Consider the following 19,480-nt stretch of genomic DNA (forward strand, 5'->3'; position numbering starts at 1 on the left):
AGGAACACGTTTGGCTCGCGCTACTCTTCATGCGGTATTGCATTGGGCAATACGGTTGGGCGCACGAAAATATCAATCCGGGTTTGCCTTCAAGCGAATTGATAAATCACTCTAACAGAACGAACGTTCAATTCAAATGGATTTTTGGGTAAACATTCAATCTCATATCTATTTAATTCGATAGCGTTTTTTTTTGTTTTTAAATGACAAAAGCACAAAAGGGGTTTCATTGCATGAAATCCCTTTTTTGTATTTATGATTACGCTTTAAACCGCGCTTCCATCTCAGTAAATCCATAAACCGTGCATTACGCGATCCGATGGGTTTTCCTGCGCGCAATATCGGATTGCAAAAACTGTTGAGCCAGCTACCGGCGGCGGCCCGCAACGCCGTGCCGCCGAAAGCGGCCGCCACGCGACGGCCGTGGCGCGGCGATGCGGCGCAGTATCTGAGAACGGCGTTGGCGGTATCATTGACGCCTTTGCGCCTGCGCGCAGGCACCCTCAGGAAAACCGCAATGACCGCCCAGTTCATCCCCGACGTCAGCTACGCCGATGTTTTATTTGGCGAAAACGCCGCCAACCTCAAAGCCAAAGGCTTTATCGAAAACCCCGAACGCTATCTGCCGGAAGTGGGCCTGGTGGTGCTGGAACGCGATTCGCTATCGGTGTACCTGCGCGATGACGCCGTGGAAAGCATCTCGTCCGACGCCGAATTCTGGTATCGCGACGTCAACCTGGTCGGCGCGGATCTGGCCACCGCTACCAAAGTACTCGGCAAAGCCGACGGCGCGCCGTACAAGGTGGTGGTGGATGAAGACCAGCCGGCGCAACAGGTTTATGACTATGAAGATGACGGCGTGCAGCTTTGGTTTGCCGGCGAGCGCGTGGTGACGGTGTTTGCGATGGGCGTGGCGTTGTAAATCGACGCATGCCTTTACGCTAGCCGTCATCGCTCTCTCTCAAAACGGAGTGGCTTTCCATGCAAGACGCCCTGATTGTGCACCAACCCGCCGCTGGCAACGCGGCATCCAAGCTTTTGTTGATGTTCCATGGCGTCGGCAGTAGCGCCGAAGATCTGGTGCCGCTGGGTCAGGCCCTGGCGCCGGGCCATCGCGATGCATGGATGATCAGCATCCGTTCTCCCCACAAATCCGACTTCGGCCAGGGCTGGCAGTGGTTTTCGGTGCAAGGCGTGGATGAGGCCTCGCGGCCCGCGCGCATTGCTGCGGCGATGCCGGATTTTGTGAAGGTCGTGCAGCACTGGCAGCAACACACTGGCGTTTCGGCCGCTAACACCACGCTGCTGGGGTTCTCGCAAGGCGCCATCATGGCGTTGGAGTCCACGCAGGTGGCCGACGGGTTGGCGGCGCGGGTGGTGTCGATGGCGGGGCGGTTTGCGCAATTGCCGCAACATGCGCCCGCACACACTGCTATCCATTTTCTGCATGGCGACAACGATCCCGTAATCCCGGCGCAGTTTGCGCGCGATGCGGATGCGCAATTACGCAAGCTGGGCGCGGTGTCGACGCTGGATGTATTTGGCGGGCTGGGCCACGGCATTGATGGCCGCGTGTTGCAGCGTTTGCTGGAAATTCTGGCCGGTTAATGCGTTGTTAGCGGCAGCGTGGCATCCCATTCGGCAACGTCAGCAGGGGTGCCACGCGCCGGTTGCCCGCGCGCAAACCGCATCGGCGGCAATCCCACGTGCCGCGCAAACGCCACGCTAAACGTGCTGGCCGAGCTGTAACCCACCCGTTCGGCCACTTCCGCGATCGCCAGTGTGTGTTTACGCAGCAAATCCTTGGCCAGCGCCATGCGCCACGACAGCAGATATTCCATCGGTGCAACGCCGACCGCGCGACTAAAGCGTTCAAAGAAGGTGGAGCGCGACAGCGCGGCCACTTTGGCCAGTTGCGCCACGGTCCATGCTTGCGCCGGATGTTGATGCATGGCGCGCAAGGCCGCGCCAAGGCGCGCGTCGGCCAGGCCGCTGACCAGGCCCGGTTGCATGGCGGTGGGCGTGGCGCGTAGCGCTTCAATAAACAGCACTTCCAGCAGTCGCGCCAGGATCACCTCACGCGCGGCGCGGTCCTGGCGTGATTCTTCGCCCACCAGTTGCACCAGCGTGGCCAGACGTTTTTCGGCGCGCACGTGGATGAGTTGCGGCAGCAGCGACACCAGCAAGGCGGCGTCGGGCGAGCCCAGTTGGCAATGGCCGATCAACATTACGGCGTCGGGCTGGTCGGTCTCGGGGCCGATGCGGAATTTGCCGTCGCCCGTCGCGATCGGCACGGTGGCGGGCGCATCGGTGGGCAGGGGTTCGACGCTGCCATTGCTGAAGCCGTGCGCGGCTGGGATCAGCACAAAGTCGTCGGCTTGCAAGGTTACCGGCGCGTGGCCGTCCACCTGCAACAAGCAACTGCCTGCCAGCACCAAGCAATAAAACGGTTGGCCGCTTTCTTCGCGCCTTACCCGCCAGGGTCCGCTGGCGCTGACCATTTTTGAGAAAGTGGCGTTGGGCTGTAATAGCGCCACAACATCAGATAGCGGATCGCTCATTGTCGGACTCTGGCTAAAGAATGGTGGATTCCTGATTGTAGTTAATCCGGCCAGTGGGGGCTATTGTTACGTCATTGCCTAACCCACTGGAGTATCCGCAATGAAAACCGTTTTGATTACTGGCTGCTCGTCCGGCTTTGGCCTGGACACCGCGCGTTATTTTCTGGAGCGCGACTGGAATGTGATCGCCACCATGCGCACACCCAACGCCGACGTGCTGCCCCAATCCGAGCGTCTGCGCGTATTGGCGCTGGATGTAACGGATGCCGCCAGCATCGCCGCCGCGGTGCAAGCCGCTGGCCCGATTGATGTGTTGGTCAATAACGCCGGCGTTGGCATGCTGGGTGCGCTGGAAGGCCAGCACATCGACCATGTGCGTGACATTTTTGAGACCAACACCATCGGCACCATCGCCATGACGCAGGCCGTACTGCCGCAATTTCGCGAACGTCAGTCGGGCGTGGTGATTAATGTAACCTCCAGCGTCACGCTTAAATCGCTGCCTTTGCTGGCGGTGTACACGGGCAGCAAAGCGGCGGTGAATGCCTTTACCGAATCGCTGGCGCTGGAATTAAAGCCCTTCAACATCCGTGCGCATCTCGTGCTGCCGGGCCGCGCGCCGGAAACCAGTTTTGGCCAGAACGCACAGCGGCGCATGTCGAGTTCGATTCCAGAAGCGTATGCGCCGTTAGCACAATCGATCTTTGCCGAATGGGCCAAGGCGGAAGGCCCGGTGACCTACGCCAAAGACGTGGCGGAAGCAGTCTGGCGTGCCGCCACTGATGCCGGCAGCCCAATGCGCATCGCCGGTGGCGCGGATGCGCAGGCGCTGTTGCCTGCTGCCTGACCCGCCGTGGCAATGCCGCGGTCACCATCAGATTGCTGAGTCCCACTCATCAGTCTGTGCGGCGGCCGCGGGATTGTTGCGCCAGTGCGTGCCTTCTAGACTGCATGTCGAACCCGCAATCTATTCGACATCGCAAAAGGACACGCAGCATGAGCAGCAATATCGCAGGCAAAGTGGTGGTATTAACCGGCGCCAGCGCAGGCCTGGGCCAGGCGACCGCGCGACATCTCAGCGCCCTGGGGGCGACCGTGGTGCTGGGCGCACGCCGCGCTGATCGCATCAATGCGCTGGCCGCAGAGATCAATGCCCAGGGTGGCAAAGCGCTGGCCATCGTCACCGATGTCACGCAATTTGCCCAGGTGCAAAACCTGGTCGATACGGCCGTCAAAACCTATGGCCGCATCGACGTAATGCTTAACAACGCGGGCTTGATGCCGCATTCGCCGCTGGAACGGCAAAAAGTGGCGGATTGGGACCAGATGGTCGACGTCAATATCAAGGGTGTGCTGTACGGCATCGGCGCAGCGCTGCCGCATATGAAGGCGCAAATGGCGGGGCACATCATCAATGTGTCGTCGGTGGCAGGCCACAAAGTGCGACCGGGCAGCGCCGTGTATGCGGCCACCAAGGCGGCGGTGCTCATGTTCTCGGAAGGGCTGCGGCAGGAAGTCAAACCGTACAACATCCGCACCACGGTTATTTCGCCGGGTGCCATCGATACCGACCTGCCTACCAGCATCAGCGAAGCCGATGTGGCCGAGAACATCAAAAAGTTTTACGACGAATACGCCATTCCGGCCGGGTCGTTTGCGCGCGTGGTGGAATTTGCGATGAGCCAGCCGCCCGAGGTGGATATCAACGAAGTGCTGTTCCGGCCGACGCGGCAGGAGCTGTAATCGCGTACCGATAAGGGGGTGGGCTTTCGTAGTGCTGACTTGAAAATTTGTACTATCTTATGTGGACAAGCAGAAGTTGTTTTCGGATCGGCGTCCCGCGGGCCGGTCCCTTCCAACCTTTTAGTGAGTCCAGAAATGAAATCCACTTTGCACCACAGACTTGCCATTCTTGCAGGCGCATTGCTGTTGGCCGGCGCTGCCCAAGCCACTACCTATCCGTTTAGCGCCAGCGTTGCGGTCGACTGGTCATTAACCGGTGCTGCCGCAGTTACGTCCACCAGCTACAGCACATCCGCGCTGTGGGATTTCGATGTTTATCCCGAAAATATTTACTTTGGGAGCACGGATCACTTTGATCAAACCATTGCCAACGTTGGCGAGTTTTCGGTCACGACCACGGGGCAGCATGTCGTTGCTTCTGCGGGCACGCTGGCCAACCATTCGGGTCAGGCCGATATCCAGGTGGTGCAGAACGTGACCGTGGGCGCAGGCGGCGCTACCTTTGCGCTGGATTACGATGCAGAGGCGGTCGCAGGTGCGGTGCCTGCCACCGGTATCGATGGCATTAACGTCTCCAGCGTTGTGCGCCTGGCCAACGGTAATCACATTCCGTTCGCGGGCCCGGGCGTTACGGTGTTGGATCCCGATTCGGCACAGTCGAAGTCGGGTCAGATTTTATGGAATCTAAGCGAGGGTACTTACGCGGTGACGTGGTATCTGGACGCAGCATCGGCTGATCATCACTACAATCTGGACCCCGGTACGGGCTTGCCGCTGCCGGTGCCGGAGCCCGAAACCTGGGCGCTGATGGGCTTGGGCGTGGTGGGACTGGTGACGCGTTCGCGTCGACGCAAGGCTTAAGGCACGGCTGAAGGCGACCAAAACAAAACCGGGCTTGCGGCCCGGTTTTTTAACGTCCCGATTCAGCCTGCAAACGACCTACGCCGCCACGGATGCTGTCTGCAAATACGGCTCGATATTCTTCAACATACGCGCCACGTATTCGTCTTTCTCGCCCACCGGCGCAACGTAATGCGTGGCGCTGATTGCTTCGTCCACGCCGTGCAAGCGCGCAATCATCCATGCCGCCAGATATTGCGACGCCATGCAGCCGCCCGCCGTCGCCACATTGCCATGCGCCACAAACGGTTGGTTCAACACCTGCACGCCCGCTTCTTGCACCCACGGTTTGGTGGTCAGATCAGTACAGGCGGGCACGTCGTTAAGCAAGCCGAGCTTGGCCAGGATCAGCGCGCCGGAGCATTGCGCGCCCAGCAATTGCCGCGTTGGGTCTAGTTGCAATTGCGCCATCAACGCCGGGTCGGCCACCACGTGGCGCGTCTGCATGCCGCTGCCCACCAGCACCGCGTCGGCGTGCACGGCATCGGCCAGCGTGGCTTGCGCTTGCAGCGTTACGCCATTCATCGAACGCACATGCGAAGTTGGACTGGCAATCGACACGCGCCAGTTTGGCTTTTTGACGCGGTTGAGAATGCCCAGCGCAATCAGCGAATCGAGTTCGTTAAAGCCTTCAAAGGTGAGGATGGCAACGTGCATGGCATTTGCTCGGCAGGGAGGGAGTGGCCAGCGTAGCGGGGCGGCCGCAGCTAAGCAATGTCTTAATGCGCCGCGGCGGGCGGGTAAACGTGGAGGCCATCAAACTGCGCTTTACCCAGCGCCACGCCCTGACTACGCAAAATCAGATAAGCCGTGCTGAAGTGAAAGATGAAATTGGGCAATGCGTATTGCAGCAGAAAATCCGCAGCAGGCAATTCCACCCACGCCTGGCCTGCCTGATCCCGGATGATTCGGTCCGCCAGAAAGTCTTGCGGGTCGAGCTGGTCGAGCAGCGCGCTGGCCAAGGCAACGTGCTGCCTTAATCCCGCAAAGCTGCGCGCACACTGCGGATGCGGCGGCACCGCCCGGCCCGCCAACGGCAAGCAAGTGCGCGCGACAAAATTACAGGCGATTTCGATCTGCGTGGCCCACGGCAACATATCGGGCGCGATGCGGGCATCGAGCACATCGAGGCCGGGATGGGCGTCGGCATGCTGCTGGGCCAGCGCAATCAATTGGTCCAGTTGGGTTAGATAGCGGCGGAAGGTGGGGATGGCGAGGGTGTACAGGTGGGGCAGCATCGTCGCGGTCTCAGGCGTGTAAGAGGTTGCCAGCGCCGATGTGGCGTGGGCGCTTATTCTTGGTGTGGACGCTTGCTGGAGGCAAATCTGCGCAGCGCACCGTTGTAAATCCATGCAGTTCAGGCGGCAGTGAGTGCATGGTTTGGAGAGCGGGCCGCAGCCGCTTACAACGCTCCATGTTGGATTGCGAGCAATACGTTCATCAGTTCGACCTGCCATCCACCCCGTAACATCTTCATTTTGCTGAATTTGTTTCTATTCTGGTCAGAACTGCATCAGCGTGTAGTTTTTACATCGATGGCTTCGTGCAAGGCGAGGTTGCGATGCACGCAGCGCAGTGGGAGGGGGCCAGCCATGACACAACGCTCGGGCAGCTGCAAAGCAGTAGCGGCGCTGGTGTGTCTGACGTTGGCGCTGGCGGGTTGCACCACGCTGCGCCCGCAAATCATCCAGAAAGATCTGGTGCTTAACCAACCACCCACCGACCCCGCCTGCGATGTCCCCGCCAGCACTCAAAGCGAGCTGGGCTTGCAAATTTGCCAATCCAGTTTGTTGCGTTTGCGCTATCTGGAAGCGGCGGCGGACGAAACCACATTGCACAACACCATCGGCGCGGGGCTGATCGCGCTATCGGCGGCAGGCATCTACAAGGGCATTACTTCCAATAGCGATCATCTGGCGCGCGAGTTGGCGGCGATGGGGCTGACCGGCGCGGCGGCGTATGCATATGGGCAGAATTTTATTTCGCCCACGCGCCAACATTTGTATATGGCGGGTGCGGGCGCCTTATTGTGCGCCATTCAGGCCTCGCGGCCCTGGTTGTACACGCAGGACGAAGAAGACGCGCTGGATACCGCGCTCGACCACTATCTGCGCGACCAGCGCGCCTTGCAGCAGGCGGTGGATGTGGCGACGACGATTGCGCAGGCGCACGCCTCCAGCGGCGCAAGCGGCGCCACGCGCTGTGTGCGCACGCCGGTGGCGGGCGTGCCGTCGGACTGGCAGGCGGATATCGCGGCCTTGCAGGACAAGGTGTGCAGCAACCAAAGCAGCAGTCGTAGCGCCAACGCGGCGCGTGGCCAGGGCGTGGCGGCCAACAGTCGCAATCTGCTCGAAACCGCGGCGGGGCTGGGCCAGCAGAATGTGGATGCGGGCAGTGTGCTGACCGACCGCGCCCTGCAGATCCAGGCCAATATCGCGGGCGCCGCCACGGCCTTGAATGGCCGCACCAACCTGATTCAGGATCAGGTGAATATCGAAGTGTTAAACACCGTGCCGGATCTGACCCGCTTGCTGAGTGTGGGCAACGATTTGCGCAGCAGCGGGCTGGCGCTGACCAATAGCGCCTTACTGGCGCCGACGGCGGTGAAGTCGCAATCCGCCACCAGCACGGCGGGCGTGGACGCCACCACACAGCGCGCGATCCAGGCCTTATCTGATGCGACTGATGCGCTCAGCGTCAGCCAGGCGGCCTTGCAACGCCAGGTGGAACTGGCCGAGCGCAAAGCGCGGGCGGCGGGCACGGTGACGGCTTGCCGTTTTAATCCGAGCACGGGCTTTGGCACGGTTACGCTGGTGCCTGATCTGGACGAGATTGCCCTGAATGGTGCGCAATCATTTACCTGGTCGGTCTATGGCGTGCCTGGCGTGCCGGTAGCGCAATTGTCGGGCTCCAGCGAGATGGCTGATGTGGCGGTCAGCGGCAATGGCGGCGTGGCGCAAGTCAAAGTGACGCTGAAGCAGACGTTGGCGCAAGGGCAGTGGTTGATGGTGACGATTTCGGATGCCAACCATCTGGCATCGCGTGATGTGCGGATTGTGGGGACGACGGCCACGTCCGCGGTGGACGGGGTTGCCGCCACTCCTGCGCTGATGCCGAATCGCAAGATTGCGGTGCCACCGCTGGCGCAGTCGGCGGGCACGGGGTCGGCCGCAAATGCAGCCGTCAAGCCAGCGAAGCCGTCCGCCAGGCCGCAAAGCGCCAGGGCTTCTGCCGCGACAACGTCGCCCGCCGCGATCAAGGCATCGGCAGCCGTCGCCCTCATTCCTGCGCCCACGCCCACGCCCACGCCCACGCCCAAGTCCGCGCCGGCCGCAGCAACCGCTACCCCCGTCCCCACGCGCATTCCCACTATCAGCAAAACCGAACTTGACCAGATTTGCCGCGCCAACCAACTGGGCAGCAACGAAGCTTGCTATGACCAGATCGAAAGCCTGAAAGACCGTTGCGCGCAAACGCTCGGCATTGCCAATAGCGCCGACACGCAAGGCGCCTTGCAAAGTGCGATCCGCCCCGGTGGTCGCTGTTATCCGCAGGGGGCGCGATGAGAGCGGCGTTGATCCACGCCCTGGCGCGACGCTTGGGGGCCATCCAGCGCCTGGGCATAACGCCGTGGCAGCGGGCGCTGTACCCGTTGGCGGACAGCCCCTTGCAATGGGCGCATTACCGCCTCGAACACGGCCGTTTGCGCTGGACGCTGGCCTTTGCCGACGATATGCCGGGCCGCGCCTTGCCGCGCTGGCTGAGCCTTGATCCGGATGGCACAAGCTGGCCGGTGCACGCCATCCGCGCGCCGCGTGCGCACACACAACTGCGGCTGAATAACAGCAGCCAGGGCGGCGGGCAGGGCATGTTGGCGGCGGTACTGCAAAACAGCGGCGGCAATGGCACGTGGTATGCGCTGACGGCGGCGCATGTGCTGGCGGGTACGGCGCACGCGCAAGTCGATGATCGCGTTGAAATCCAGTACGACAACGGCCAGACCTGCATCGGCGCGCTGGAAAACTGGGCCCCCGTCATCGGCAGCCATCTCACGCTGACCGAAATCGACGCCGCCATCGCGCGTCTACCGACAGCGGATGCACAGCGCTTGATGGCAGCCAATCCACGCCTGGCGCCAGCGGCCACCGGCGCGCTGGATGCGATCGATACGCCGTTGCTGATCGAAGGCCAGAATGGTTCGGTGCCAGCGTTGTTTCGCGGCTACTTTGCCGGCTGGGTGGACGCCGAAACCACCGCATCGCCGCAGGATTATTACTTGAGTCAGGGCATTACCTATCAAGCCAGTCCGGCGACACAGCCCGGCGACAGCGGCGCGGCGTTGCTCGATGCAGCGGGCAATGCGTTGTTGGGCCTGCATAGCGCAGGCGTGGCCGATTCGGGTGAAGACTGGAATGGCGTCGGTTGCGCCATTGCGCCGGTACTGACCACGCTGGGCTTGCAGCTGGCCACGTCCGCGCCCATCGCCTTGCCACCGCCCGAAGAAAAACGCGTGCGCGCCGCGTTGCCTCGGCAAGCACCCTCGTTAACTGGCGCTAACGCCGATGCGCAAGATGTGCTGGCGCGCACGGTGTGGGGTGAAGCGCGCGGCGGCAATGGCGCCGAAGCGGGCATGACCGCCGTGGCGCATGTGGTGCTCAATCGCGTGGCCGCCAGAAGCTGGTGGGGCCGCACCGTGGTCGAAGTCTGTCGCAAGCCATGGCAGTTTTCCTGCTGGAATCTGAACGACCCCAATCTGCCCAAAATGCGCGCGGTGACGTCCAGTGACGCGCAATTTGCGCTGGCCCTGCAGATTGCCGGGCGCGCGGTGGCGGGCACGCTGGGCGACGACATCACGCACGGCGCCACGCATTACTACGCCACCAGCATGCACACGCCACCGCAATGGGCGGTGGGCCGCCAGCCGTGCGCGCAAGTGGGCGCGCATCTGTTCTTTAAAGACGTCGGATAGGGGCCGCCATGGATAACCGCCTGCTGGACGTCTCGATCGGCCTGGTGCTGGTGTTTGCGCTGACCAGTTTGCTGGCGTCCATCCTGCTGGGGCTGTTGCAAAACGTGCTGAAATCGCGCGGCAAAGTGCTGACCCAGGCGGTGTCGTCGATGTTTGGCGATGACGACAAACTGGCGCAAATGTTCTATTGCCTGCCGCTGATACGCACGCTGTATCGCAATGACCGGCATCCATCCTATCTGGAGCCCGATCTGTTTTGCAGCGCCTTGTTTGATCTGCTGGGACGACACGTGCCCGAAGCCAACCTGGTGCGCGGTAACGGGACGCCACAAGACTTTGTGGTGCGACTGAGTACGGTGCTGGCGCAGAAGTTTCCCGAGCAAGCCAGCGGTCTGGGCGCGGCCACCGGCCTGGTGGCGCTGGGGGGTACGTTGCAGACGCTGGCGGCGGGCGCGGCTGACTGGCCAGCCTTTGAAACCCGCATCACGCAGTGGTTTACCGCCACCACCGACCGCGCCAGTGGCTGGTTTACCCGGCAATCACAAATCTGGTTGTTTGGCATTGGCTTTGTGCTGGCGCTGGCGATGAATATCAACCCGATCCGCATCGGCGAAGCGCTGTGGCGCGATCCGGTATTGCGTGCGGCGATGGTGGAATCGGCGCGTTCCATCACGCAGGAAAACACGGCGCTGGTGCAAGCAGCAGCGGTGGCCTCAGCCGCTGCGGCGGCAGAAAAGCTGAACGAGAAGCCAGCCCCGCAGGCTGCGAGCAAACCGGCTGATGGCAGCGCGTTTTCAGACAAGCAATTCAACGCCTTGCGCGCGCTGTTGCGCCAGGATGATGGCAGCAGCGGCGTGGCCTTGCAGTTGATGATCGGCGCGGCGCATTTAAAAGCGGCGGTCGACGCCGAGCGTGATGCGCGCAAGATGCCTGTGCATGCGGACGGCATGCTGGAGCAACTGGCCGCCATCACCGACCGGCAACTGGCCGACCTGGGCAACCGCGCCAAAGCCGCCGCGCAACATAAAGGCACCGGCACCGCTGCAGATATCGGCATTGCCGCGGCCGACCAACTGGCGCTGATCGAACAAGGCATTGCCAACGAACGCTATCTGGATGGTCTGACGCGTGCGCCCAAGGCGGTGGCCAGCGCGCCGGTCACTGCGCCATCCAGTGCGCCCGCTGTGGATTGCAGTGGCGTGGTGGCCGCTGCGGCGTATGTGGGCGACAAGGTTTATCACGCCGATGCCGCCAGCGACGTGGCGCGCGCCAATCCGCAGACCGAAGATTTGAGCTGGGCTGCGGGCAAATTGTGCGCGCTGGGCATTCCGATGGGCTGGCAAACCAATCCGCCCGCGCCACCCTGGACGCCGCAACCCACGCAAGCGTTGTTCTATTGGGTGGCGATGATTGCGGGGTTTTTGATTGCCGCGGCGGCCTGCACGTTGGGTGCGCAGTTCTGGTTTGATCTGCTGACCAAACTGGTGAATATGCGCGGTTCGGGCAACAAGCCTGTGGAAGGCGCGGACGCGAGCAAACCGGTGACCACGGCCAGTAGTGGCCAGGTGGGCGGCGTGTACGCCAGTCCCGCTCCGGCCGCGCGCGCCGCGGGGCAGCAGGGGGGTGAACAACTGGGGCAACATGTGGGCGAAGTGTTGGGGCGTGCGGTCGCCGGGGCGGTGTTGACGCCTGCGCCAACGCCCGTCGAAACGCCCGCGCCCGCACCTGCGGTGGTCCCGGTCGGCGTGCCCGTCGCGGGCGGCGACGTGGTCAGCTATGCGCCACCGGCCGCCGAGCCCGATGCCGCGCTCGACCCCACGCCGTCATTGCCGTCCGACCCCGCACCCAAGCCTTCGCCCACACCCGCGTTGCTGTTGCCACCCGCAGCCGCTGTCATCGCCGCGATCACGTCACTGACCCCTGCGCCGTCGCAGCTGTGGCTGAACGTAGTGGAGGAAACGCTGACCGCCGATTCGGTGAAAGTGGAGGCAGTGCAACTGGCGCTGGGCATGGCCAAGGGCGCGGCCAGCGGCATCCTCGACGGCGCAACCCGCGAAGCGATCCGCGCCTGGCATCTGGCCAACAACCGTGGCAGTTCCACCGAGCTATCGGTGCTGGATCTGGTCACCTTGCTGGGGCGCTGGCCCTGATGTTGGGGTGAGGTGCTGATGATGCGACGGTGGGCGAGTGTGTCTGGATGGTCGCAGGGACGGCTGCGGCTGGAGGGCGCCATTGCTTTGTGGGTGTCAATTTCTATATGCAATTCATCGCTTAATGAACCTTTATGCTAATTAAGATAATATGCAATTGGCATTGGGCGGTGTTGTCTGTCTTTTTGATATTTTATTTAGATGATTTCGATTTTTAAGATCGATCAACTTATCGCGGGTATTCAATTGTCAGCCTGAAAAAACCAGGGCATATTTGCGCGGATCAATCGCTGGAATAATTAATGCCGGATAATTATCAATTATCCATATTAATTGTTTTGGCTTTCCGAAAATAAATCGCGCGTGGGCACGGGTTGGATCATGGCAATTCAGGCGTATCACCTTCGCATTCCTGGGCTTGCAAGCGCTAGCCCGCTGTCGGTTAGTACGGTTCTGATCAAGGAACAGATCGGCAAGCCGTATGAGGCGGAGCTAACCGTGACCACCTCCGGCGCGCTTGACCTGCTGGCGGCATTGGACCAGACCGCTATTTTCGCAGTAACGCCGGTGCCAGAGAACGGCCTGTCCGCCTTGCGCAGCGCGCCTTCCACCATTGCCCAGCCCGTCCGCCAATGGGCGGGTGTGGTACGCAATATCAAGCGGCTGGGCAGCTCGCGCGACGAATTTAGCTATCAAATCCGCATTGCTCCGCGCGTGGCACGACTGCAGCAATGTGTGGATACCCGGCTGTACCAGAATCTGGATATTCCTGGCGTTATCGAAGCCGTATTGCGCAATGATCTTGGCTTTAAAGGTGATGACTTTGTCATTAAAACCACCCGGCCGTATCCGGTGCTGGAACATATCACCCGCTGGCAGGAAGACGGCTTGAGGTTTATTTCGAGATTATGCGAAACGTGCGGCTTGTCGTTTTATTTCCAACAGACGCAAGACAAGGAAGTGATCGTTTTTATTGACGATCAATCCAGCTATCTGCAACCGCTGGGCGTGCAGTTATACCGGCCCGAAGCCGGGCTGGAAAGTGGCTGGAATGAAGCGGTGCTGGAATTGACCGTGAGCGCTATCCCGATCATCGGCCAGCATCAATTGCACGATTACAATTATCGCAATTCAACCGGTGCGGATTTGCAGGGCAGTAAATCCAGCGCCAGCCAGGTGGGTCAAATCGGCCACGCTTATCGCTACGGCGCGGCGCATCACAAGGACGCTGCGCAAGGCAAAGCGGCCGCGCAGCTCGATTATGAGATTGCGCTAGCCGGGCAGATCATCGCTGAGGGCGTTAGCACCGTACTGGCGTTTGCCCCGGCGCAGATCTTTCGCACTGACCCGCCCGACCCGCAGGCCGAATGGGGCTGGGTGATTACCGCGGTCACACACCAGGCCAGCCGCAACGCGGCATGGAGCAACCGCTTTAATGCGATTCCGGCCGAGCGCATCATCCGGCTGCCGCGCGACACCGCCAAGCCCACCATCAGCGGCACCATCCCCGCACGCATTACCAGTCCCAGCAAATACAGCAATGCGTACTTGAGCGAAGACGGGCTGTATCGCGTCGCGTATTTATTCGACGCCGATTACCGCAACGGCCACTGGCCGCCTGCGGGCAGTAGCCGCTTGATGCGGTTGGCGCGGCCCTATGCGGGCGATACCTACGGCTTTCATATGCCACTGATTGATGGCACGGAAGTGCAAGTGGCCTTTCAGAATGGCGATATCGACCGGCCCTATATCGCCTACGCTATGCACGATCAGAGCAAGCCGGACCACGTTACCCAGCGTAACCACACGCGCAACGTCATCCGCACGCCCAGTAATAACAAAATCCGCCTGGAAGACAAAGACGCCGCGCAGCACATCAAGATCGCCAGCGAATACGGCAAAAGCCAGTTGAATCTCGGGCACCTGGTCGATGCGCAACGCGAGCAACGTGGGGACGGGTTTGAACTGCGCAGCGATGGTTGGGGTGCACTGCGGGCGGGGAAAGGGGTGTTGGTCAGTGCATACGCTCAGAGCCGGGCCAAAGGTAAGCAGCTGGAGATGGACGCGCTGGTGAGCGAGTTGCAGCAGGCGCTGCAATTGGCCGAAGCGCTGCGCGATGCCGCGAGCACCGCGACCGCCGATGCCGCTGAGACCGAAACCCAGCGACAGTTGCTGCACGAGTCGCTCAAGGGACTGCAGCAGCCTGGCGTATTGATCGGTGCGCCTGCTGGTGTCGCCATTGCCACACCCCAATCGGTGCAACTGAGCGCGGGCGAAAACCTGATGCTGACGGCCGCTCGGCATGCCGACTTGAGTGTAATCAAGAAGTTGACGGTCGCCGCAGGCGACGCCATCAGCCTGTTTGCGCAAAAGAGCGGCATCAAGCTGTTTGCCAGCCAGGGCAAGGTTGATATCCAGGCGCAACACGGCGCGATGAATCTGCAGGCCCAACAGAACCTGAACCTCACCAGCACTAGCGGCAAGGTGGTGATCACCGGCAAAGAAGAAATTCTGCTCAATGCAGGCGGGGCTTATATCCGGATCAAGGACGGCAACATCGAACTGGGCGGCCCCGGCGATCTGCTGATCAAGACTTTCAGTGTTAACAAGCAGGGCGCGAACAGTTTGAGCCAGAGCTTTAACAGCTTGCCTTTGGCTACCTACGACCAGGAAATTGCCATCCTCAACCCCAGCGGCAAGCCCGTGCCCCACCAAGCCTTCGAGCTGGTGCGCGAAGATGGCACGCGGATTACGGGCGTCACCGATGCGCTGGGCAATACCGGCATTCAGAAAACAGATGCGGGCGTTGGCCGATACCGGCTGAACGTGCTGGATGGAGGCCAGAATGGCTGAGGTCAAATCGATTGCCGAGCAATACCATGTGCTGGAAACGCGTTACAACGAGGATGGACAGCCCACTGTCACAGCCACCTTTACCCCGACCGCAGATACTAAACGCTGCGCAATGGTGGTTAAAACCAGCGTGATTCCCGTGCTGTTTGTGCCCGGCATCATGGGCAGCAATCTCAACTACGTCGACAAGGACGGCAATACGCAAGAGGCTTGGGGGCCACCCAATAACATCGTCAGCGGCTTCGGGCAGGTGCTCAATTTCTGGGCCGCGCTAAGCGCGGCGGATCGGGCCGAGCGACTTAACCCCTACAGCACCAGCGTTAAATGGGACGGGCCCGTGGAGGCCGTGCCGAATACCTTCGGTGATGTCGACGACGCGCAGGGCGGCTACACGCTGAACGGAAAAAAGCTGGCGCTAAAGCGTGGCTGGGGGTCGGTACATAAGGACAGCTACGGCGCTTTTCTGGTGAAGCTGCAATCCCTGCTCGACCAGATGTGTTTTGAGACATCCGAAGAGCCGTGGAAGTCTTTGCTGGCATTGCGCCCCGAACGATCCGCGAAGGCCGGGCAGGCCGAATCCGCGGATATCAGCCCGGTGACGCCCGCGGAGCTGGACCATGCGCGTGATTTTCACTATCCGGTTTATGCGTGTGGGTACAACTGGATTCATAGCAATCGAAACTCCGCCAACGGCTATGAAACTGGGCCTGATGCCGGGGTTAGTGCGCTCTCGGATCAAGTCGACAGAATCCTGGCTGATGTCCGCACTCACCGGGATAAGGAGTGCAAACAGGTAATTCTGGTTACTCATTCAATGGGCGGCCTGGTCGCGCGAGCGTACGCCAAGGCGCATCCCGACAAGATTCTTGGCATCGTGCACGGCGTCATGCCCGCCACCGGGGCACCCGCAACCTACAAACGAGTGCGTGCCGGTTTCGGCGGCGAAGGCGGCGGCATCGAGGGGTGGGGCACTTCGAAAATCCTGGGCCCCGACGCCGACCGGGCGGCACCGCCCATTTTGAATTCGGAAGGGGCGTTGCAACTGCTGCCATGGCCGGACTATGGCGCGGGCATCGACGCTGAACACATCGGGAGCAACCCGCCATTAGCACAATGGTTACAGGTGCGCCGCAAGGGCCAGACCACGCCCATCTTTGCACCTGGTCGCGACGAAGTGCTGATGGGCGCCAACTGGTTCAGCCTGCTGCCATCCGACATCCGAAACGAATACGTCGGCCGGGATAGCGGAGTGATTCGCAACAAGCGCGTGACTCCATCGGATGAACGGGAAATGGCCTTGCGTAGGGCGCGAGGGATCACTGAGAAGCCAGAGGACGATCGGGTGGCGCTGCGAGGTCGCCTAAAGCGCGTGACGTTGTTTCAGTCGAAATACGCAGCTTTCTATCTGGAGGGCAAAACCTACTCGTTTTATGGCAGCGACCCCGCACAGCGCTCTTGGTGGGCCCACATCTGGGAAGGTGATTTCCCCGTTGGGGTTACAGCGGCCGATGTAAGCGCCGCCGTGCTCAAAAACGACGACGGTGAGGGCAAGGTGACAATCACGTTGGCAAACGGCCAGGACGTTTTGCTACAAATCGGCGCGGCGACTGAGCCGGGTGATGGAACTGTGCCTGCTCCGTCGGGCATGGGGCCATTTATTGCGGGCGTTCCCAGCTTCACCCACAGCGGTTATGACCACCAAAACGCCTACATCGCAGTAAATCAATTTGGATTGCAAAGTGCTTTGTTCGGCATCGTCAAATTTGCCCAACTGAGGAAGGGCTGATCGTGCGCTACCGCTTCGCACTGACTTTTTTTGCTTCTGTACTACATGTTTGTAGTTTTGCCGATGTGCCTCCCGGAAAACCTCCCATGCTTATCTTTGATCGCGCTTTTTGCTTCGGCTATCACCAGATTGCGGTGTCAGCTGATGCGACCTTGAATGTTGGTCAGCCCGTAACGTACGATAACTTTGTAATTTCGACGCACCCCAATGCGGGGAGGCCGGGTTACCAAAGGCTGATCAAGGAAAAAGAGAATTTTTATGCAGCGCCGGGTGTAGATGGGCAACTCACTCGCGACTCGCGGGAGCTTTTCGCGGGGGCCCATTCAGTCGTCATCGGACAGGCCCCCATTCCTGAAGACAAGATATACGACACGCCTCGCGCGATACGTAAGGAAATGGGCGGCGACGACTACTACAGCACGATGTTTCTATATCCCGGTCCAGCCTCCACTCCTGACCAGTATCGTAATCAATTTGTAGTCTGGCGGATTGATGACAGCATGTTCCTGCTCAAGTTTGGTGAGGATGAAACCACCCGACTGAACACGCTGTACCAGAACCAGACCGCACTGCTCAAACGCTTCCGCCCGCGTGGTGACTTTGAGGTCCCGGGTCCCGATCAGCACGGCGTATGTATCGACGACGGATTCATCGCTGATGCCAATGACGGCAAAGGCGAGCATTTCTTCAAAACGCCATTCGCGTCGGCGACCTTTCCAACGCTGCCGGGTGTGCGACTGCATGTCTCGGTCAATGTCGGTTCGGTCCGGGAAGGCGATTATCTGTTTGATCGAAAGCCGCCCGGTTTTGTGGTGGCGCTGTTCGATGCATTCAAGCTTCGTACGCTGCGCAAGGCAGAACGCAATATCAATGGCGTGGCGGGCCAGGAGTTGTTAACCGCGTGGAAAAGCGAGGTCGGTGAACAGTTCCTGTTTGTCTGGGAGTCCACCGAAAATCCGCGGTTGGCCGTGCGCATGGAGTGGGGCAAGCAACAAGGTGCCCCAGAAAGGCAGACCGCTTCGCCGCTCAACGAGAAAGACGCGCTCGCAGTCTGGGATGCATTGTTGCCGACCTTGAAACGGCGTCCTGTACAGGGGGCAGCCTTGTGAACATTCGTTCGCTTCCCTTCGGCCTTCTGACTTTGATCATGCTGGTGGGTGGGCATCACGTATGCGCAAACCCCGCTGTGCAAGACCTGAATCGTACTTTCTGCTTCGGCTATCACCAGATGGCGGTGCCCTCAGGTTCGACATCGAAAGTGGGTCAGCCGGTTACATATGACAGCTTCGCAGTCACTACCCATCCGTTTGCAGGACAGTCAGGCTATCGGCGGTTGATAAAAAAAGAGGAGCAGTTTTACGCTCCGCCGGGTAAATCCGGCCAAGTCACTAGAGACTCGCGTGAGCTGTTTACCGGAGCTCATTCCGTGGTAGTTGCGCAATCCATCAGTCCTGGGAACACCTTGGGTTTAAAAATCCGTGAACAAATGGGCGGCGATAATTACTACAGCACCATGTTCTTGTACCCCGGACCAGCCGCCACGCCTGACCAATATCGCAACCAGTTCGTGGTGTGGCAGATCGAGGGCAGCAGGTTCCTGGTCAAAATCGGTGAGGATGAAGCCACCCGACTGAACACGCTGTACCAGAACCAGACCGCACTGCTCAAACGCTTTCGCCCGCGTGGTGACTTTGAGGTCCCGGGTCCCGATCAGCACGGCGTATGCATCGACGACGGATTCATCGCCGATGCCAATGACGGCAAAGGCGAACATTTCTTCAAAACGCCATTCGCGTCGGCGACCTTTCCAACGCTGCCGGGCGTGCGACTGCATGTCTCGGTCAATGTCGGTTCGGTCCGGGAAGGCGATTATCTGTTTGATCGAAAGCCGCCCGGTTTTGTAGTGGCGCTGTTCGATGCATTCAAGCCTCGTACGCTGCGCAAGGCTGAACGCAATATCAATGGCGTGGCGGGCCAGGAGTTGTTAACCGCGTGGAAAAGCGAGGTCGGCGAGCAGTTCCTGTTTGTCTGGGAGTCCACTGAAAACCCGCGGTTGGCGGTGCGTATGGAATGGGGCAAGCAACAAGGTGCCCCAGAGACACAGACTGCTTCGCCGCTCAAAGAGGAAGACGCGCTCGCAGTCTGGGATGCATTGTTGCCGACTCTAAAACGTCGACCCGTGCAGGGAGCCGTCCTGTGAACCCGAAGGCCATTCGCTACCCCATTTCCAGCTTTAACCCGCGCACGAGGGATGCAATGCGTGGCGTAATTCGTTTACACGACAAAACCGATCACGGCGGTGAGGTCATTTCTGCCAGTTCTACTATGGTCGTCGATAACCAGCCTGTCGCCCTGGTGGGTGATCAGGTCAGTTGCCCTAAAAAAGGCCATGGCGTGACTCAAATTCTGCCCGGGATGGGCACCATGATGTCGGATGGGCAACAAGTGGCGCTGGATGGCTTTAAAGCCGGGTGCGGTTGTAGTTTGTTATCCAGCACAAGCGGTTGGGGGGAATAAC

General features: G+C 60.4%; 17 protein-coding genes. 13 read left to right on the plus strand and 4 right to left on the minus strand.

Annotation, left to right across the window (positions count from 1 at the left end):
- Positions 1-168: 168 nt before the first annotated feature.
- Positions 169-534, minus strand: coding sequence for a hypothetical protein (locus WG78_RS22450; RefSeq protein WP_152969175.1), 366 nt, complete (start codon positions 532-534; stop codon positions 169-171).
- Here WG78_RS22450 and WG78_RS12050 point away from each other — a divergent pair.
- Both WG78_RS12050 and ypfH read left to right on the plus strand, forming a co-directional pair.
- Positions 518-922 carry a hypothetical protein gene (locus tag WG78_RS12050; RefSeq protein ID WP_152969176.1) on the plus strand — a complete coding sequence of 135 codons (405 nt, stop codon included), beginning with the start codon at positions 518-520 and terminating at the stop codon, positions 920-922. The genes WG78_RS22450 and WG78_RS12050 overlap by 17 nt on opposite strands.
- A 59-nt stretch (positions 923-981) precedes the next feature.
- Complete coding sequence (gene ypfH / locus WG78_RS12055) at positions 982-1,608, plus strand: esterase (RefSeq protein WP_053938079.1); 627 nt, start codon at positions 982-984, stop codon at positions 1,606-1,608.
- On the opposite strand, the gene WG78_RS12060 is transcribed toward ypfH, so the two are convergent.
- On the minus strand, positions 1,605-2,561 hold the full coding sequence (locus WG78_RS12060; RefSeq protein WP_053938080.1) for an AraC family transcriptional regulator: 957 nt from the start codon (positions 2,559-2,561) through the stop codon (positions 1,605-1,607). The two genes, ypfH and WG78_RS12060, sit on opposite strands and share 4 nt — an antisense overlap.
- Positions 2,562-2,661: 100 nt before the next feature.
- On the opposite strand from WG78_RS12060, the gene WG78_RS12065 reads away from it, so the two are divergent.
- The 3 genes from WG78_RS12065 to WG78_RS12075 all read left to right on the plus strand — a co-directional run bounded on the left by WG78_RS12065 (position 2,662) and on the right by WG78_RS12075 (position 5,165).
- Positions 2,662-3,408, plus strand: coding sequence for an SDR family oxidoreductase (locus tag WG78_RS12065; RefSeq protein ID WP_053938081.1), 747 nt, complete (start codon positions 2,662-2,664; stop codon positions 3,406-3,408).
- 149 nt (positions 3,409-3,557) lie between these two features.
- Positions 3,558-4,304, plus strand: a complete 747-nt coding sequence (locus WG78_RS12070; protein WP_053938082.1) for an SDR family oxidoreductase — start codon at positions 3,558-3,560, stop codon at positions 4,302-4,304.
- A gap of 135 nt (positions 4,305-4,439) precedes the next feature.
- On the plus strand, positions 4,440-5,165 hold the full coding sequence (locus WG78_RS12075; protein WP_053938083.1) for a PEP-CTERM sorting domain-containing protein: 726 nt from the start codon (positions 4,440-4,442) through the stop codon (positions 5,163-5,165).
- Between the two features lie 78 nt (positions 5,166-5,243).
- On the opposite strand, the gene WG78_RS12080 is transcribed toward WG78_RS12075, so the two are convergent.
- Both WG78_RS12080 and WG78_RS12085 read right to left on the minus strand, forming a co-directional pair.
- On the minus strand, positions 5,244-5,861 hold the full coding sequence (locus tag WG78_RS12080) for a DJ-1/PfpI family protein (protein WP_053938084.1): 618 nt from the start codon (positions 5,859-5,861) through the stop codon (positions 5,244-5,246).
- 62 nt (positions 5,862-5,923) lie between these two features.
- Positions 5,924-6,442, minus strand: a complete 519-nt coding sequence (locus WG78_RS12085) for a DUF1993 domain-containing protein (protein WP_053938085.1) — start codon at positions 6,440-6,442, stop codon at positions 5,924-5,926.
- Between the two features lie 354 nt (positions 6,443-6,796).
- Between WG78_RS12085 and WG78_RS12090 the strand changes: the two genes are divergently transcribed.
- The 8 genes from WG78_RS12090 (at position 6,797) to WG78_RS22115 (ending at position 19,479) form a co-directional block, all read left to right on the plus strand.
- Complete coding sequence (locus WG78_RS12090; RefSeq protein WP_053938086.1) at positions 6,797-8,770, plus strand: hypothetical protein; 1,974 nt, start codon at positions 6,797-6,799, stop codon at positions 8,768-8,770.
- Complete coding sequence (locus WG78_RS22110) at positions 8,767-10,173, plus strand: cell wall hydrolase (RefSeq protein ID WP_083458981.1); 1,407 nt, start codon at positions 8,767-8,769, stop codon at positions 10,171-10,173. Before WG78_RS12090 ends, WG78_RS22110 begins: the two co-directional genes overlap by 4 nt.
- 8 nt (positions 10,174-10,181) lie before the next feature.
- Positions 10,182-12,323 carry a hypothetical protein gene (locus WG78_RS22715; protein ID WP_053938087.1) on the plus strand — a complete coding sequence of 714 codons (2,142 nt, stop codon included), beginning with the start codon at positions 10,182-10,184 and terminating at the stop codon, positions 12,321-12,323.
- A 381-nt stretch (positions 12,324-12,704) separates the two neighbouring features.
- Positions 12,705-15,176 carry a type VI secretion system Vgr family protein gene (locus tag WG78_RS12105; protein WP_152969177.1) on the plus strand — a complete coding sequence of 824 codons (2,472 nt, stop codon included), beginning with the start codon at positions 12,705-12,707 and terminating at the stop codon, positions 15,174-15,176.
- The gene (locus tag WG78_RS12110; protein ID WP_161805111.1) at positions 15,169-16,962 is read left to right on the plus strand and encodes an esterase/lipase family protein; all 1,794 of its coding nucleotides are present in this window, start codon (positions 15,169-15,171) and stop codon (positions 16,960-16,962) included. Before WG78_RS12105 ends, WG78_RS12110 begins: the two co-directional genes overlap by 8 nt.
- Before the next feature lie 86 nt (positions 16,963-17,048).
- On the plus strand, positions 17,049-18,071 hold the full coding sequence (locus WG78_RS12115) for a T6SS immunity protein Tli4 family protein (protein ID WP_053938090.1): 1,023 nt from the start codon (positions 17,049-17,051) through the stop codon (positions 18,069-18,071).
- Positions 18,068-19,162, plus strand: a complete 1,095-nt coding sequence (locus tag WG78_RS12120) for a T6SS immunity protein Tli4 family protein (RefSeq protein WP_152969178.1) — start codon at positions 18,068-18,070, stop codon at positions 19,160-19,162. The genes WG78_RS12115 and WG78_RS12120 overlap by 4 nt, the downstream gene beginning before the upstream one ends.
- On the plus strand, positions 19,159-19,479 hold the full coding sequence (locus WG78_RS22115; RefSeq protein WP_236692030.1) for a PAAR domain-containing protein: 321 nt from the start codon (positions 19,159-19,161) through the stop codon (positions 19,477-19,479). Before WG78_RS12120 ends, WG78_RS22115 begins: the two co-directional genes overlap by 4 nt.
- Position 19,480 lies beyond the last annotated feature (1 nt).

Source organism: Amantichitinum ursilacus (genome assembly GCF_001294205.1).
Classification (GTDB): Bacteria; Pseudomonadota; Gammaproteobacteria; order Burkholderiales; family Chitinibacteraceae; genus Amantichitinum; species Amantichitinum ursilacus.